This window comes from Bradyrhizobium sp. SZCCHNRI20481 (assembly GCF_032485055.1).
Lineage (GTDB): Bacteria > Pseudomonadota > Alphaproteobacteria > Rhizobiales > Xanthobacteraceae > Bradyrhizobium.
The window spans coordinates 64,887-79,680 of sequence record NZ_JAUEUE010000004.1; the positions used below are offsets into that span (position 1 = coordinate 64,887).

General features: G+C 64.8%; 17 protein-coding genes. 6 read left to right on the plus strand and 11 right to left on the minus strand.

The genetic code is table 11. The annotated features are described in order from the left end of the window. Positions 1-73: 73 nt before the first annotated feature. A complete protein-coding gene (ykgO, locus tag QX132_RS07120) occupies positions 74-199 on the minus strand; it encodes a type B 50S ribosomal protein L36 (protein WP_006611362.1) in 126 nt (41 codons plus the stop codon). Between the two features lie 254 nt (positions 200-453). On the opposite strand from ykgO, the gene QX132_RS07125 reads away from it, so the two are divergent. The 3 genes from QX132_RS07125 to QX132_RS07135 all read left to right on the plus strand — a co-directional run bounded on the left by QX132_RS07125 (position 454) and on the right by QX132_RS07135 (position 2,655). Continuing rightward, the gene (locus QX132_RS07125; RefSeq protein ID WP_315754629.1) at positions 454-1,338 is read left to right on the plus strand and encodes an amidohydrolase family protein; all 885 of its coding nucleotides are present in this window, start codon (positions 454-456) and stop codon (positions 1,336-1,338) included. Positions 1,339-1,451: 113 nt separating this feature from the next. Then, positions 1,452-2,198, plus strand: coding sequence for a haloacid dehalogenase type II (locus QX132_RS07130; protein WP_315736535.1), 747 nt, complete (start codon positions 1,452-1,454; stop codon positions 2,196-2,198). Further along, positions 2,188-2,655: a YbaK/EbsC family protein gene (locus QX132_RS07135; RefSeq protein ID WP_315736534.1), complete on the plus strand. Its 468-nt coding sequence runs from the start codon at positions 2,188-2,190 to the stop codon at positions 2,653-2,655. The genes QX132_RS07130 and QX132_RS07135 overlap by 11 nt, the downstream gene beginning before the upstream one ends. Before the next feature lie 50 nt (positions 2,656-2,705). Here the strand turns inward: QX132_RS07135 and QX132_RS07140 are convergent, their stop codons facing one another. Both QX132_RS07140 and QX132_RS07145 read right to left on the minus strand, forming a co-directional pair. Then, the gene (locus QX132_RS07140) at positions 2,706-3,290 is read right to left on the minus strand and encodes a hypothetical protein (protein WP_316160560.1); all 585 of its coding nucleotides are present in this window, start codon (positions 3,288-3,290) and stop codon (positions 2,706-2,708) included. Positions 3,291-3,310: 20 nt separating this feature from the next. Next, positions 3,311-4,219, minus strand: a complete 909-nt coding sequence (locus QX132_RS07145; RefSeq protein WP_316160562.1) for a LysR family transcriptional regulator — start codon at positions 4,217-4,219, stop codon at positions 3,311-3,313. Positions 4,220-4,347: 128 nt separating this feature from the next. Here QX132_RS07145 and QX132_RS07150 point away from each other — a divergent pair, with 128 nt between their 5' ends. The 3 genes from QX132_RS07150 to QX132_RS07160 all read left to right on the plus strand — a co-directional run bounded on the left by QX132_RS07150 (position 4,348) and on the right by QX132_RS07160 (position 5,948). Further along, entirely contained in the window at positions 4,348-5,046 is a 699-nt protein-coding gene (locus QX132_RS07150; protein ID WP_316160563.1) for a pirin family protein, read from the plus strand. Positions 5,047-5,121: 75 nt separating this feature from the next. Then, the gene (wrbA, locus tag QX132_RS07155) at positions 5,122-5,721 is read left to right on the plus strand and encodes an NAD(P)H:quinone oxidoreductase (protein WP_315779088.1); all 600 of its coding nucleotides are present in this window, start codon (positions 5,122-5,124) and stop codon (positions 5,719-5,721) included. A 77-nt stretch (positions 5,722-5,798) separates the two neighbouring features. Then, a complete protein-coding gene (locus tag QX132_RS07160; RefSeq protein ID WP_316160564.1) occupies positions 5,799-5,948 on the plus strand; it encodes a hypothetical protein in 150 nt (49 codons plus the stop codon). Here QX132_RS07160 and QX132_RS07165 read toward each other — a convergent pair. From QX132_RS07165 to QX132_RS07200, 8 genes are all read right to left on the minus strand, one after another. Continuing rightward, positions 5,935-6,528: a DUF1080 domain-containing protein gene (locus QX132_RS07165; RefSeq protein WP_316160566.1), complete on the minus strand. Its 594-nt coding sequence runs from the start codon at positions 6,526-6,528 to the stop codon at positions 5,935-5,937. The genes QX132_RS07160 and QX132_RS07165 overlap by 14 nt on opposite strands. 103 nt (positions 6,529-6,631) lie before the next feature. Next, a complete protein-coding gene (locus QX132_RS07170) occupies positions 6,632-7,492 on the minus strand; it encodes a D-amino-acid transaminase (protein ID WP_315736527.1) in 861 nt (286 codons plus the stop codon). A gap of 111 nt (positions 7,493-7,603) precedes the next feature. Continuing rightward, positions 7,604-8,335, minus strand: coding sequence for an amino acid ABC transporter ATP-binding protein (locus QX132_RS07175; RefSeq protein WP_315736526.1), 732 nt, complete (start codon positions 8,333-8,335; stop codon positions 7,604-7,606). 9 nt (positions 8,336-8,344) lie between these two features. After that, positions 8,345-9,037 (minus strand): amino acid ABC transporter permease, encoded by a 693-nt coding sequence (locus QX132_RS07180; protein WP_315736525.1) that lies wholly within the window; start codon positions 9,035-9,037, stop codon positions 8,345-8,347. 1 nt (position 9,038) lies between these two features. Continuing rightward, positions 9,039-9,770, minus strand: coding sequence for an amino acid ABC transporter permease (locus tag QX132_RS07185; RefSeq protein ID WP_315736524.1), 732 nt, complete (start codon positions 9,768-9,770; stop codon positions 9,039-9,041). Between the two features lie 203 nt (positions 9,771-9,973). Further along, positions 9,974-10,888, minus strand: a complete 915-nt coding sequence (locus QX132_RS07190) for an amino acid ABC transporter substrate-binding protein (RefSeq protein WP_316160568.1) — start codon at positions 10,886-10,888, stop codon at positions 9,974-9,976. A gap of 569 nt (positions 10,889-11,457) precedes the next feature. Beyond that, positions 11,458-12,840: a M20 family metallopeptidase gene (locus QX132_RS07195; RefSeq protein WP_315771228.1), complete on the minus strand. Its 1,383-nt coding sequence runs from the start codon at positions 12,838-12,840 to the stop codon at positions 11,458-11,460. A gap of 246 nt (positions 12,841-13,086) precedes the next feature. After that, entirely contained in the window at positions 13,087-14,751 is a 1,665-nt protein-coding gene (locus tag QX132_RS07200) for a thiamine pyrophosphate-binding protein (protein ID WP_316160569.1), read from the minus strand. Positions 14,752-14,794 lie beyond the last annotated feature (43 nt).

Here is a 14,794-nt window from a genome sequence, read left to right on the forward strand (position 1 = left end):
CGCGTCCTGCAAAGCAGCACGCGCCTCAAAGACCTGTGAGGAGGCCCCTCTTCTCGAGGGGAGATCTACGGGATCAGCCCTGGCGCGCCTTGAAGCGGCGCTGGACCTTGTTGATCACATAGACGCGGCCCTTGCGGCGGACCAGACGGTTGGCGCGATGGCGGCCACGCAGCGACTTCAGCGAGTTACGGACCTTCATGGGACATCCTGATACGTTGAAAGGCCGTGTTGGACAGGCCGGAAGTGGCAAATACAAAGGGAGTTCCGCAAGCGACCAGGTCGCCCGGATTGGCCGGTTTCTAACCACCGGCCCGCCGGATGTCAATCATGGCGGGCCCCAGCTTCAACAGAACCGGCCGGCGACGCGCCCCTCGATCCAACTTGGCGATTGCCAAATTTGTTATATCCTATAATCAATTTTCCAAAGCCAAGAACCAACCGCCGGGAACGCCCATGCCCAAGCTCGCTCTGCCCAAGATCGACGATGTCGTCGCCATCGACATCCATACCCATGCCGAGGAGCCCTGCGGCATGCATGCGGATGACGGCTACGACGATTTCCAGGCCCAGATGGCCGACTACTTCAAGTCGCCGCACAAGCATCCGCCGACGGTGCCGGAGACCGCCGCCTATTATCGCTCCAAGAACATCGCCGCGGTGATCTTCCCGGTCGACGCCGAGCGCGAGACCGGCTTTCGGCGCTACAACAATTACGAGATGCTCGAGGTCGCTTCCGACCATCTCGACGTCCTCATCCCCTTCGTCAGCATCGATCCGCACAAGGGCAAGCTCGGCGTGCGCGAGGCGCGCAAGCTGATCGAGGAGTATGGCGTCCGCGGCTTCAAGTTCCACCCTACGATGCAGGGCTTCTACGCCAACGACCGGCTGGCCTATCCGCTGTATGAGGCGATCAACGACGGCGGCGCGATCGCACTGTTTCACACCGGCCAGACCGGCGTCGGCTCGGGCATGCCGGGCGGCATGGGGATGCGGCTGAAATATTCCAACCCGATGTACATGGACGACGTCGCGGCCGACTTCCCCGACCTCAAGATCATCCTCGCCCACCCCTCCTTCCCCTGGCAGGAGGAGGCGCTGTCGGTGGCGACCCACAAGCCGAACGTCTATATCGACCTGTCGGGCTGGTCGCCAAAGTACTTCCCGCCGATCCTGGTGCGCTACATCAACTCGATCCTGCAGGACAAGATGCTGTTCGGCTCGGACTGGCCGGTGATCACCCCCGACCGCTGGCTCGCCGATTTCGCCAAGCTCGAGATTCGCGACGAGATCCGGCCGAAGGTGTTGAAGGCCAACGCCCGCAAGCTGCTCGGGATCTGACGTCGTCGGTCCTGTCCTTGCCGCCCCGCGCAAGTCACGGGCATCATGCTATCATCCGCAGGCGCGGTGGCCATCAGCCTTAGCGCCTGTATGCTTTCGATCAGGTGAGCGCCGTGCCCTTCAAAGCCGTGGTCTTCGATGCCTATGGCACGCTGTACGACATCCAGTCGGTAGCGGCCGTGACCGAGCAGGCCTTTCCCGGCCATGGCGACATCATCACGCAGATCTGGCGCATCAAGCAGCTCGAATACACCTGGCTGCGCTCGCTGATGCAGCGTTACGAGGACTTCACCGCCGTCACCCGCGACTCGCTGATCTACACGCTGCGCGTTCTCGGGCTGCAGGCCGATGCGGCGACGCTGGACCGCATCATCGCCAAATATCTCGATCTCGATCCCTACCCCGATGCGAGGGCTGCGCTCGCCGCGATGAAGGATCATCGGCTCGCGATCCTCTCCAACGGCAGCCCTGCGATGCTCGACAGCCTGGTCAAGGCCAGCGGCTTCGATGCTCCGCTCGATGCGGTCATCAGCGTGGATGCCCGGAAGATCTTCAAGCCGAGTCCCCAGGCGTACGCACTGATCGAGGAGACGCTCGGGTTTGCACCCGACGAGGTGCTGTTCGTATCCTCCAACCCCTGGGACGTCTGCGGCGCCAAGGCGTTCGGATTGAACGTCGCCTGGATCGAGCGCGTCACCCCGGACGCCATGGCGGCTGCCTGCAGCCAGACCGACCTCGTCGCGCCGCTCACCCTGTTCAAGGCGCTGCGCACCCAGATGGACGAGTTGGGTTTGGCGCCGGACTATCGTATTGCTGCGCTATCCGAACTGCCCGAGATCGTCGCCAAACATGAGCCTTGATTCCGTCCGCGCCTTCTTCACCGAAAAAGCCCCCGATATCGACGTCCTCGTCTCCAGCCAGAGTTCCGCCACCGTAGCGCTCGCGGCGGAAGCCTATGGTGTCGAGCCGGCCCGCATCGCCAAGACGCTGTCGCTGCGCGTCGGCGAGCGCGTCATCCTGATCGTCGCCGCGGGCCACGCAAGGATGGACAACAAGAAGGTCAAGGCGCAGTTCGGCGGCAAGCCGAAGATGCTCGGTCTCGACGAGGTCGCCGACATCACCGGTCACGAGGTCGGCGGCGTCTGTCCGTTCGGGCTGAAATCGCCGCTGCCGGTCTATTGCGACGTCTCGCTGAAAGCCTTCGACATCGTCGTGCCGGCGGCAGGCTCGACCCATAGCGCCGTCAAGATCACGCCGGACCGCATGGCCGAGCTGACATCGGCCGAATGGGTCGACGTTTGCGAGGTCGCGACTTAGTCGTCGCACCGAAATGATACCAGGCGCGGCAGCTTCATCGCGTCGTGCGCTCATTTGGCGACTGACGAAAGCTCGCTCTGTTGCGAGCGAGCGGTGCCCGACTTCAAAAATAGCGCCCCCATGAGCGCCATGAACCATGCAACGAAGGGATGCCAGAGCGGCACCGCCAGCAGTCCGAACCATCCGAAAGCGATTTCCGGCACTCGAGCGTTGCGCTCATAGCTCCGGGACGCGGGCATGAGTCCACCATTTGCGTCGTTGAAGGTGCAGGGTCCACGCCGGGCGGTCTCGACGCCGTCTTGTGTGTAGGTGATCAACGCACGTGCACGCACGGAGCAGATCAGCACATCTCCCGCGTCACTGACACCGATATCGAAGGCGCCGCCTTGCGAACCGACGTAAAAACCTCGCTCGAAGCCCTGGGGACCATAGCGCTGCACTCTCCCCAACGGCTCGCTCGCAACGAACACGCGTCCATTTGGAGCTGCAACCCGGGCCGAGCCAAGCGCGTTTGGAAGCTCGATCGCATTCAGCCAATCGTCCGGAAACACCCCCAATCCGAGCGGTAGCAAAAACCCAATGATTCCGAGAGCGACGGCGCACCTTGCAACGGCGCTCGGCAGCTGCTTCCACATGGAAACCACTCCTTCGAACGTCACTTGCGCTTCCCTTTCGCCAGCTCCTTGACCAGGAACTCCGCCAGCACCTCGACCCGGGCGGGGCGCGGGCCGCCGGGCGGCATCACCAGATGCATCGCCCCTTCGGGCTGGCTCCAGCCCTTCAGGATCACCTCGACCTCGCCCGACGCGATCGCGTCGCCAACGATGAAGTCCGGCAGGTCGGCGATGCCGAGGCCGGCGAGCACCGCCGGCAGCAGCGCCTCGCCATTGTTGACGCGCAGCTGTCCCGCCGGCCGCACGCTGGCCTGCTCGCCGGCCGCATTGGTGTAGTGCCAGACGCCGGCGGTGGAGAGATAGGCGTAGCCGAAGCATTTGTGCTCGGCGAGATGCATCGGATGCGTCGGCCGTCCGTGCCGCTTCAGATAGGACGGCGCCGCCACCGTGTAGCGCGGCATCGCGCAGAGGCGGCGCGCCACCAGTGATGAGTCCGGCAGCCGCGCGATGCGCAGCGCGAGATCGAACCCCTCGCCGATGAGATCGACGGTTGCATCGCTCATGTGCAGATCGATCGACACTTCCGGATATTGTTCGAGAAAGACCGGCAGCAGCGGTGCGATCTTCTTCACACCGAAGGTCATCGGCACCGCGAAGCGCACCAGCCCGCGCGGCGTCAGCGATTGCGCCAACGCCTCGGTCTCCGCCGCCTCGCCATCCGCGAGCAGTTGCGCGGCCCTCTCTGACAGCCGCTGCCCGGCATCGGTCAGCGCCAGACGGCGCGAGGTGCGGTTGAACAGCCGCGTGCCCAGGCGTTCTTCCAGCCGGCTCACGGCCTTCGACACTGACGCCTTGGACAGGCTCAGCTCCTGCGCCGCGCCGGCGAAGGAGCGCAGCTCGACGACCTTGGCGAAGATCGCCATCGCCTCGAAATCCGGAAGTCGCGCCATCGGCGGCAATCTCACTTTTGGAAACAATGGATTTCAATAGTTTCTATTTCTATACTCGGACCGTCAGCCTATTCCAGTGCCCAACGGCACGGCGGCTCGCGGCCGACGTGCAACAACGGAGCAAACCCATGATCGAATTGAAGCCCTTTGCGGCGCTGGGCGGCGCCGACCACGGCTGGCTGAAGGCCAAGCACCATTTCTCGTTCGCGAACTATTACGACCCCAGCAACATGGGCCATGGCGCCCTGCGGGTCTGGAACGACGACGAGATCGCGCCGAACACCGGCTTCCCTGCACATCCGCACCGGAACATGGAGATCATCACCTATGTCCGCGAAGGCGCGATCACGCATCAGGACAGCCTCGGCAACAAGGGCCGCACTGAGGCCGGCGACGTCCAGGTGATGAGCGCGGGCAGCGGCATCCGCCACTCCGAGTACAATCTGGAGCCGACCACGACACGGATCTTCCAGATCTGGATCGAGCCTGCCACCGATGGCGGCCAGCCGACCTGGGGCGCCAAGCCGTTCCCGAAGTCCGACCGCTCCGGCAAGCTGGTCACACTGGCGAGCGGCTTCGCAGATGACGGCGGCGCGTTGCCGATCCGCGCCAAGGCGCGCGTACTCGGCACCACGCTGAAGGCAGGCGAGACCGCCGAGTACAGCGCCGACAAGGCCCGGCACATCTATCTGGTGCCCGCAGCCGGCAGCGTCGAAGTCAACGGCGTCCGAGTCAACGCTCGTGACGGCGCCGCCATCCGCGACGAGGCCACGCTGAAGATCACCGCGCTCGAAGATTCCGAGCTGGTGCTCGTCGACGCCGCCTAACCGTCTCACGCGATCCCGGCCGGGCATCCGGCCGGGACGCTCTTCCCGATCATCCTCGTCCCCACGGAGACTGCCATGACCAAGGTTCTCGTTCTCTACTACTCCGCCTACGGCCACATCGAAGCGATGGCCAACGCGGTGGCCGAAGGCGCCCGCGAGGCCGGCGCCACCGTGGACGTCAAGCGCGTGCCCGAGCTGGTGCCGGCCGACGTTGCCAAGGCCTCCTACTACAAGCTCGACCAGACTGCCCCGATCGCCAAGGTCGAGGAGCTCGCCGATTACGACGCGATCATCGTCGGCACCGGCACCCGCTTCGGCCGCATGGCCTCGCAGATGGCCAACTTCCTCGATCAGGCCGGCGGCCTGTGGGCCAAGGGCGCGCTCCACGGCAAGGTCGGCGGCGCCTTCACCTCGACCGCGACCCAGCACGGCGGCCAGGAAACCACCCTGTTCTCGATCATCACCAACCTGCTGCACTTCGGCATGACCATCGTCGGCCTCAACTACGGCTTCGCCGGCCAGATGAAGCTCGACGAGGTCACCGGCGGCTCGCCCTATGGCGCCACCACCATCACCGGCGGTGACGGCAGCCGGCAGCCGAGCGCGAACGAGCTGGCGGGGGCGCGCTATCAGGGCCGCGTCATCGCCGAGACCGCAAAGAAGCTGCATGGCTGATGCGACTGGGGCGGCACTTCCGCAAACGAAGTGCCGCCCCATTTCACAAGAGTTGGAAAGTAGGAGAGGAGTCCGCAATGCCCGCCATGCTCGAACTGGTGACGCTGGCCCGGTTGGCCCGCCATCCCCTGCAGATGATGGCGCGCCGCTGGTACTGCAAGAGCCTCTACCGCGCCAGCCGCGGCCAGCGCCGCTGCCCGGAATGCGCGGCCGCTACAGCGGCTTGATCTGCACCTTCCTGAACTTCACGACGCCCGAGCCGTACTGCAGGGCGATCGGTCCCGCCGCGTGCTTGCTGTCGTCAACATCGGCGGTCTTCTCGCCGTTGAGGATCACGGTCAGCCGCGTGCCCTTGGCGGTGATCTCGTAGGTATTCCACTTGCCGCCGGCCTTCGGCATCGGATCGACCTTGGACACGTCGACGATCGCGCCGGTGCCGTATTTCGGATCGGGCCGCTTGTCGAAGATGTTGACCTCGTAGCAGATGTTGGAGTCGATCTTCGCCGACTGGTCGCAGCGGATGAAGATGCCGCTGTTGGCGGCGTCATCGACCCAGAACTCGGCCTTGATCTGGAAGTCCTTGTAGCTCGCCTTGCTCACCAGATACGATGGATCCTTGCCGTCAAGCTTGTCGGCCGACAGCGCGCCGTCCTTCATCTCCCAATTGGCCTTGCCGACCTCGGTGAAGTCGGCCTTGGTCGTGGAGTCGACCAGGGTCACCCAGCCGTCATCGGCCAATGCCGCTCCCGTCATGCCTGCGCCCGCAATCAATAGTCCGGCCGCGAGTCCACTCAAGCGATACCGCATCGAAACTCCTCCCTGATTTCTGTTTCGTTCGTCGCCACGATAGCAAAGCGCCGGACAATGCAAACGGGTTTCGATGCTGCACCTGCTCTATCGTCTCCTCCAACTACACCGCCGTGGCGCGCGCAAAATCGACATAGATCTCGCGCAGCCGCGCCGCCACCGGTCCCGGCTTGCCGTCGCCGACGGGCTTGCCGTCGATCGTGACCACCGGCTGCACGAACGAGCTCGCGCTGGTGATGAAGGCCTCCTTCGCCGCGAGCGCCTCCTCCACCGTGAACAGCCGCTCCTCGACCTTGAGCTGGCGCTCCTCGGCGAGCTTCACCACGGCCTTGCGGGTGCAGCCCGGCAGGATGGCGTTGGAGTTCGGCCGCGTCACGATGACGTCGTCCTTGGTCAGGATGAAGGCCGAGGACGAGCCGCCCTCGGTGACATGACCGTCCTCGACCATCCACGCCTCGCCGGCCCCGGCCGCGGCGGCCGCCTGCTTCGCGAGCACCTGCGCGAGCAGCGCCACGCTCTTGATGTCGCGGCGCGCCCAGCGGATGTCGGGCACGGTGATGACGCCAATTCCCGTCTTCGCCGAGGGCGCATTGATGATATCCTTGGCGGTGACGAACATCACCAAGGTCGGCTTGACGTCGCCCTTGGGAAACGGGAAGTCGCGGCCCTTGTCGGCGCCGCGCGTCACCTGCAGATAGACCATACCCTGGTCGAGCCGGTTGCGTGCGACCAGCTCCTTCTGCAGCTCCTCGATCCGCGCCAGGCTCTCCGGCAGCGCCAGCCCGATCTCGCCGACCGAGCGCTCCAGGCGGGCAAGATGCGGGGCACTGTCGACCAGCTTGCCATCGAGCACCGCCGCCACTTCGTAGATGCCGTCGGCAAACAGGAAGCCGCGATCGAGGACCGAGACCTTGGCCTCGGACAGGGGCACGAAGGCGCCGTTGACGTAAGCGATCGGGTCCAAGGACGTGTCTCCATTCTCATCTGCGCACGCAAAGCCATCTGCGTACACCACTTGTTACTCTCGCCGTCATTCCGGGTTCGCCCTACGGGCGCCCCGGAATGACGGACGCAACTAATGCGACAGGATCTTCGACAGGAACTGCTGCGCGCGCTCGCTGCGCGGCTGGCCGAAGAAATCCTCCTTCTTGGCGTCCTCGACGATCTCGCCGCGGTCCATGAAGATGACGCGGTGGGCGACCTTCCTGGCGAAGCCCATCTCGTGGGTCACGACCATCATGGTCATGCCCTCGCGGGCGAGATCGACCATGACGTCAAGCACCTCGCTGATCATCTCCGGATCGAGCGCCGAGGTCGGCTCGTCGAACAGCATCGCGATCGGGTCCATGGCGAGCGCACGTGCGATCGCCACGCGCTGCTGCTGACCGCCGGAGAGCTGCGCCGGAAACTTCTGCGCCTGCTCCTTGAGGCCGACGCGATCCAGGAGCTTCATGCCCTTCGCGGTCGCTTCCTCATGGCCACGACCCAGCACCTTCTGCTGGGCGAGGCAGAGGTTGTCGATGATCTTGAGATGCGGAAACAGCTCGAAGTGCTGGAACACCATGCCGACCCGAGAGCGCAGCTTCGGCAGGTTGGTCTTGGAATCATTGACCTTGAGGCCGTCGATCGTGATCACGCCGTCCTGGAACGGCTCCAGCGCGTTGACGCATTTGATCAGGGTCGACTTGCCGGAGCCGGAGGGGCCGCAGACCACCACCACCTCGCCCTTGGCGACCGAGGTCGTGCAGTCCTTCAGCACCTGGAAGCTCGGGCTGTACCATTTGTTGACGTGGCTGATTTCGATCATGGGAGCCGACTATCTGATGATGGAGATGCGCGACTGCAGGCGACGGACGCCGTAGGACGCGACACAGGAGATGGTGAAGTAGACCAGGGCCGCGAACAGGTACATCTCGACCAGACGGCCGTCGCGCTGGGCGACTTTCGAAGCAGCGCCGAGGAAGTCCGGAATCGAGAGCACGTAGACCAGCGACGTGTCCTGGAACAGCACGATGGTCTGCGTCAGCAGCACCGGCAGCATGTTGCGGAACGCCTGCGGCAGCACGACGTAGCGCATGGTCTGCGCATAGGTCAGGCCGAGCGCCGAGGCCGCGGCCGGCTGGCCGCGCGAGATCGACTGGATGCCGGCGCGCATGATCTCGGAGAAATAGGCCGCCTCGAACAGGATGAAGGTGATCAGGGAGGACGCGAACGCGCCGACCTTGATCGGCCGCGACGAGCCGGTGATCCACTGCCCGATATAGGGCACCAGGAAGTAGAACCAGAAGATCACCAGAACCAGCGGCAGCGAGCGCATGAAGTCGACATAGAGCCCGGCGATAAAGCCCATCACCCGATAGCCGGACAGCCGCATCAGCGCGATCAGGGTGCCGAACACAAGACCGCCCGTCGCCGACAGCGCCGTCAAGGTCAGCGTGAAGGTCATGCCGTCGATGAAAAGATAGCTCAGCGAGCGGCGGATGACGTCGAAATCGAAATTGGCCAGCATCTCATTTGCCCGTGATGTAGCCAGGGACCGCCACTGCGCGCTCCAGGAGCCGCATGCCGATCACGACGATGACGTTGATGACGAGATACATCAAGGTGGCGGCGCTGAAGGCCTCGAACACCTGGAACGAGAATTCCTGCATGGCGCGCGCAGCGCCCGTCAGCTCGATCAGACCGATCGTGATTGCGACGGCGCTGTTCTTGACCGTGTTGAGAAATTCGGACGTCAGCGGCGGCAGGATGATGCGGAAAGCCATCGGCAGCAGCACGTAGCGGTAGGCCTGCAAGGTGGTGAGGCCGAGCGCGGTCGCCGCCAGCTTCTGGCCGCGCGGCAGCGAGCCGATGCCGGCCGCCAATTGCACGGCGACACGCGCCGACATGAACAGGCCGATGCCGACGGCCGCCGTATAGAATGGCGCATTGGGCATCTGCTTCAGCCACAGGCCGATCGTGGGCGGCAACAGCTCCGGCAGCACGAAGAACCACAGGAACAGCTGCACCAAAAGCGGCATGTTGCGGAAGAACTCGACATAGGCGAAGGCGATCCAGGTCGCCAGCTTGGACGGCAAGCTGCGCAGGATGCCGACGATCGTGCCGCAGATCAGCGCGATCACCCAAGCCGACAGCGAGGTCACGATCGTGACCTTCAGCCCCGCCAGCAGCATGTCGAAATAGGTGCCGGCCCCAGTCGGGTTCGGCTCCAGGAAGATGTGCCAGTTCCAGGTGTAGTTCACGGGGACATCCTGAGAGGGAATTAGCTCGCAAGTCGCAATACACAGTCTTTGCCAAAAACTCGCTGCGTTCCCTCCCCCCTTGCGGGGGAGGGTCGGGGTGGGGAGTCCACACGGGCAGTCTTTCCTGAGACCCCCACCCCCGACCCCTCCCCGCAAGGGGGAGGGGGGCGCATCGAATTCGGCGCGAGAGCTGCGACCTCACCTTACGGCTTGTACGAATCCGGATCCGGCGAATCCGACGGCTTGGCGAACTCGGCCTTCAGCTCCGGCGACAGCGGGGTGTTGAGGTTCAGGCCCTTCGGCGGGATCTTCTGCATGAACCATTTGTCATACAGCTTGGCGCCCTCGCCGCTGGTGTAGATCTTGGCGGTCGCCGCATCGACCACCTTCTTGAACTGCGGGTCGTCCTTGCGCAGCATGATGCCGTAGGGCTCAGGCTTCGAGAACGCGTCCTTGGAAACGACATAGGCGGCCGGATCCTTGGAACCGGCGACGAGGCTCGCCAGAAGAATGTCGTCCATCACGAAGGCGACGGCGCGATCGGTCTCCACCATCAGGAAGGCCTCGGCATGATCCTTGGCCGGGATGATGTTGATGCCGAGATTGCGCGCGGCATTGGCCTCGGTCAGCTGCTTGATGTTGGTGGTGCCGGCGGTCGACACGACCGATTTACCCTTCAGATCGTCGATCGCGTTGATCTTGCTCGCCTTCTTCGAGACGTAGCGGCTCGCCGTCAGGAAGTGGGTGTTGGTGAAGGAGATCTGCTTCTGGCGCTCGGCATTGTTGGTGGTCGAGCCGCATTCGAGATCGATGGTGCCGTTGGCGAGCAGCGGGATGCGGGTCGACGACGTCACCGGGTTGAGCTTCACGTCGAGCTTGTCGAGCTTGAGCTCCTTCTTCACGGCATCGACGATGCCCATGCAGATGTCGATGGCGAAGCCGATCGGCTTCTGATTGTCGTCGAGATAGGAGAACGGGATCGAGGAGTCGCGGACGCCGAGCGTAATGGTGCCGGTCTCCTTGATGTTCTTCAGGGTCCCCGTCAGGTCCTCGGCCTGCGCCTGGCCGGCGCAGAGCGCGGCGGCGACGGCAAGACCGAATAGGCGAAGCTGCTTCATAACTGATCTCCTCAATCCGGCTGATTGCCGGATGCTTGCATAAACCACAGCGAACTCAAAATGGCCCCCGCCCCCCGGACGATCTCCGGCCGGACGAGCGCGGGCACCATAAACCGCCCCGCGGCGGGACGTCCTCGGACGATCGCGACAAATTGCCTGTCCCGCGTCCCCTTCGACAAGACGTTCGGGCTGAAACGGCAGCGCCGAACGTCGGGATGGTAAACTGCGAGGGGCTCGCGAGCCCCGCGACCAGACGAAAGTCTCACTCGGGCGGTTCCCGCACGCGGCAATGCAACCGCACGGCACACGGGCCTCGTGGTTCGAGACGCGCCGCGCGCAGCAACCCCGCCTTCCATCTTCCTGACCGGCGCGGCGTTCCTCACCATGAACGTCACCGCGGACTTCGCCAAGGCACCAGTCCTCGCCCTGAGGAGCCCGCCGAAGGCGGCCGTCTCGAAGGGCGGCCGCAGGCGCTGAACACGACCGGGGCGTCGCTCACCCCGCCTCAGGCAGCGAGAGGTGAGCACCGATAACGCCAAGAGATGTGTGCTCATGCCCCCCTTCTCGCCTCACAACGGCTTCTGCAGCTCGCCGAGATCCCAGAACAGCCCGGCCATCAGGCCGAGCGCCTCCTCCGTGACATCCAGCAGAATGTGCTCATCCGGCGCGTGCTGCGAGCAGCCCGGATAGGAATGCGGCACCCACATGGTCGGCATCTTCAGCACGTCGGCAAACACGTCATTGGGCAGCGAGCCGCCGAAGTTCGGCAGCACGGCGGGCGCTTTGCCGGTGCTCATCTTGATGGAATCCGCGGCCCATTTGATCCAGGGGCTGTCGATGTCGGCGCGCGAGGCCATGAAGCTCTGCGCCATGCTGACCTCGATCATCGGGAAGCCATGCGCGGCGAGATGGTTCTTCACGTCGGCCACGATGCTGTCGACCTTGGTGCCGACGACGAAACGCAGCTGCAGCACGGCGCGGGCGCGGCCGGGGATCGCATTCGCCGGCTTGTCGATATTGCCGGAGGAGATCGCAAGCACCTCGAGCGTATTCCAGGCATAGAGCCGCTCCGCCGGCGTCAGCCCCTCCTCGCCCCAATTGTCCGACAGCGCCGGCTCGTCGGCGGTCGGCTCCACCTTCACGTCGGCGAGGATGGCGCGGATCGCATTGGTGAGACGCGGCGGCTTCAGCGCCTCCAGCTTGATGCGGCCATGGCCGTCGACCAGCGTGGCGATCGCGTTCGCCAGGATGGTCGCCGGATTGGCGAGCACGCCGCCCCAATTGCCGGAGTGATTGCCGCCCTCGCGCAGGTTGACGTCGAGATGTAACCGGATGCCGCCGCGGCAGCCGAGAAAGATGGTGGGGCGCGCGGTCGACAGCCGCGGGCCGTCCGAGCCGATGAAGACGTCGGCCTTCAAGGCGTCGCGATGCAGATCGGCCACCTTGGCGAGATCGGGCGAGCCGATCTCCTCGCCCATCTCGATGATGAACTTGGCATTGAAGCCGAGCTTGCCGCCACGCGCCTCGCGCACCGCGCGCAGCGCCGCCATGTTGACGCTGTGCTGGCCCTTGTTGTCGGCGGTGCCGCGGCCATAGAGACGATTGCCCGCCGGCGTCACCGCCCAGGGATCGCGGCCGTCGCGCCATTCGCCAGCCATGCCGTCGACGGTGTCGCCGTGGCCATAGCTGAGCACCGTCGGGGCACTGTCGCTCTCGTGGTAGGTCGCGATCAGGAACGGCGACTTGCCGCTCGGCGAGGGCACGATCTCGGAGGAAAAGCCGAGGGCGGCAAAGGACGGCGTCAGCTCTTTGGTCAGATACGCCGCGAGCTCGTCCTTGCGCTCGGGATTGAGGCTCTCGGTGCGATAGGCGACCCGGCGGCCGAGCTCGGCCAAGAAGTCACCGCTCGTCAGCGTCTGACGGGCACGGGCAATTGCATCAATCCTGGTCATGGCGCTTTTCCAGTCACAACGAAGGCGGCGTCATATCGGGATCGCGCGGCGAGCGGAAGGGGCTGGGTTTGAATTCAATGCTGATATCAAGCAAGTCTCGGATTTCGGAACCGCGTAGCCTGCCATCAAACTCGGTGGTTGGATCGCGTTGCGGCTTGCTCGGTACTCCTCGCCCGCCCGTGTAACGCCAGCCCCGTCCTCGTCCCGGACGAACGTGGTCAACTGACAATCCAGAGGCGCAGTCTCTCAATTCACCGCGTGACTGACCATCACCTCGATCAGCTTGGCGCCGGGCCTGCGGAACGCGTCCGACAAGCTCGGCTTCAGCTCGCGCGGATCACTGATGCGCATCGCCTCGCAGCCGAGCGACCGTGCCAGCCCTGCGAAATCCACCGGCGGGTCGACAAAATCCATACCGATGTAGTTGTCGTCGCCGTGGAACGACAGCAGCCGCTGCTTGATGATGCGGTAGCCGCCATTGTTGACGATGACGACCGACAGCGGCAGCTTGTGATGCGCTGCGGTCCACAGCGCCTGGATCGAATACATCGCGCTGCCGTCGCCGGAATAGCACACGACCGGACGATCGAGATTGGCGAGACTGACGCCGACCGAGGCCGGCAGGCCCCAGCCGATGCCGCCGGAGGCGAGGCCGTGATAATTGTAGCGGTCGCGATAGGGCCACAGCGCCGTCATGTAGCGCGCCGAGGTCAGGCCCTCGTCGACCAGGATGCCGTGCTCCGGCATCGCCTCGGCGACCTGCAGCGCCAGGTAGTCCGGATCGATCGGCGTCCGCTCGCGCGCCGCTTCGATCTGCGCGGCCAGCTTGCGGCGCCGCGCGCTCCAGTTCTTCGAGGACAATTCGGCCAGGCGTTCCTGCGCACGCGCCTGCAGGGCCGCGCCGCCGAGCTCGCGCAAGAGCGGCGTGAGCTGAAGCAGCGTCTCGCGAACGTCGGACTTGAGCGCGATCTCGGCACCGAAATTCTTTCCCAGCTCCCAATCGACGAGGCCGATCTGCACGATCGGCAAGCCCTCGGGCAGGGGCTCGATGTCGCTATGCACGGACATCCGCAAGGGATCGGCGCCGAGCACGATGAGAAGATCGTGTGGCGCGAGCAGGTCGCGGACCTGCTGCTGCGCGCGCGACAATGAGCCGATGTAGCAGGGATGCTCGGACAGGAAATGCGCGCCATAGGGCGCGGACTGCTGATGCACGGGAGCGCCGATCGCCGACGCGAACTCGGCCGCCTGCCGCAGCGCATCGCTCTTGACGATCTCGTCGCCGGTGATGATCATCGGCCGCTGCGCCCTGAGAATGCGCTGCGCCAGCGCCTGCAACGCGTCCGCGGCCGGCAACACGCGCGCATCGACCCGGGTGGAACGGCCGAGCTCGATGCCGGCTTCGGCATTGAGGATATCGCCGGGCAGCGAGATGAAGACGGGACCGGTCGGCGGCGTGGTCGCCACCTTGGCGGCGCGCCTGATGATGCGCGGCAGGTCCTCCAGCCTCGTCACCTCGACGGCCCATTTCACCAGCGGCTCGGCCATCCGCACCAGCGGGCCGTAGAGCAATGGCTCCATCAGGCCGTGGCCCTGCTCCTGCTGGCCGGCGGTGAGGATCATCGGCGTTCCGGTGAACTGCGCATTGTAGAGCGCGCCCATGCCGTTGCCGAGACCCGGCGCGACGTGGACGTTGCAGGCGACGAGGCGTCCCGAGGCGCGACTGAAGCCGTCGGCGATCGCCACCACCAGGCTCTCCTGCATCGCCATCACATAGGTGAGATCGGGATGGTCCTTCAGCGCGTGCATGATCGGCAGCTCGGTGGTGCCGGGATTGCCGAACAGATGCGTGATGCCCTCGTCCTTGAGCAGCGCGAGGAAGGCCGAGCGTCCGGTCGTGCGGTTTTTCATGGGTCGGCTCCTCCAGGCACGGTCCTATTAGTTGACGCCAACT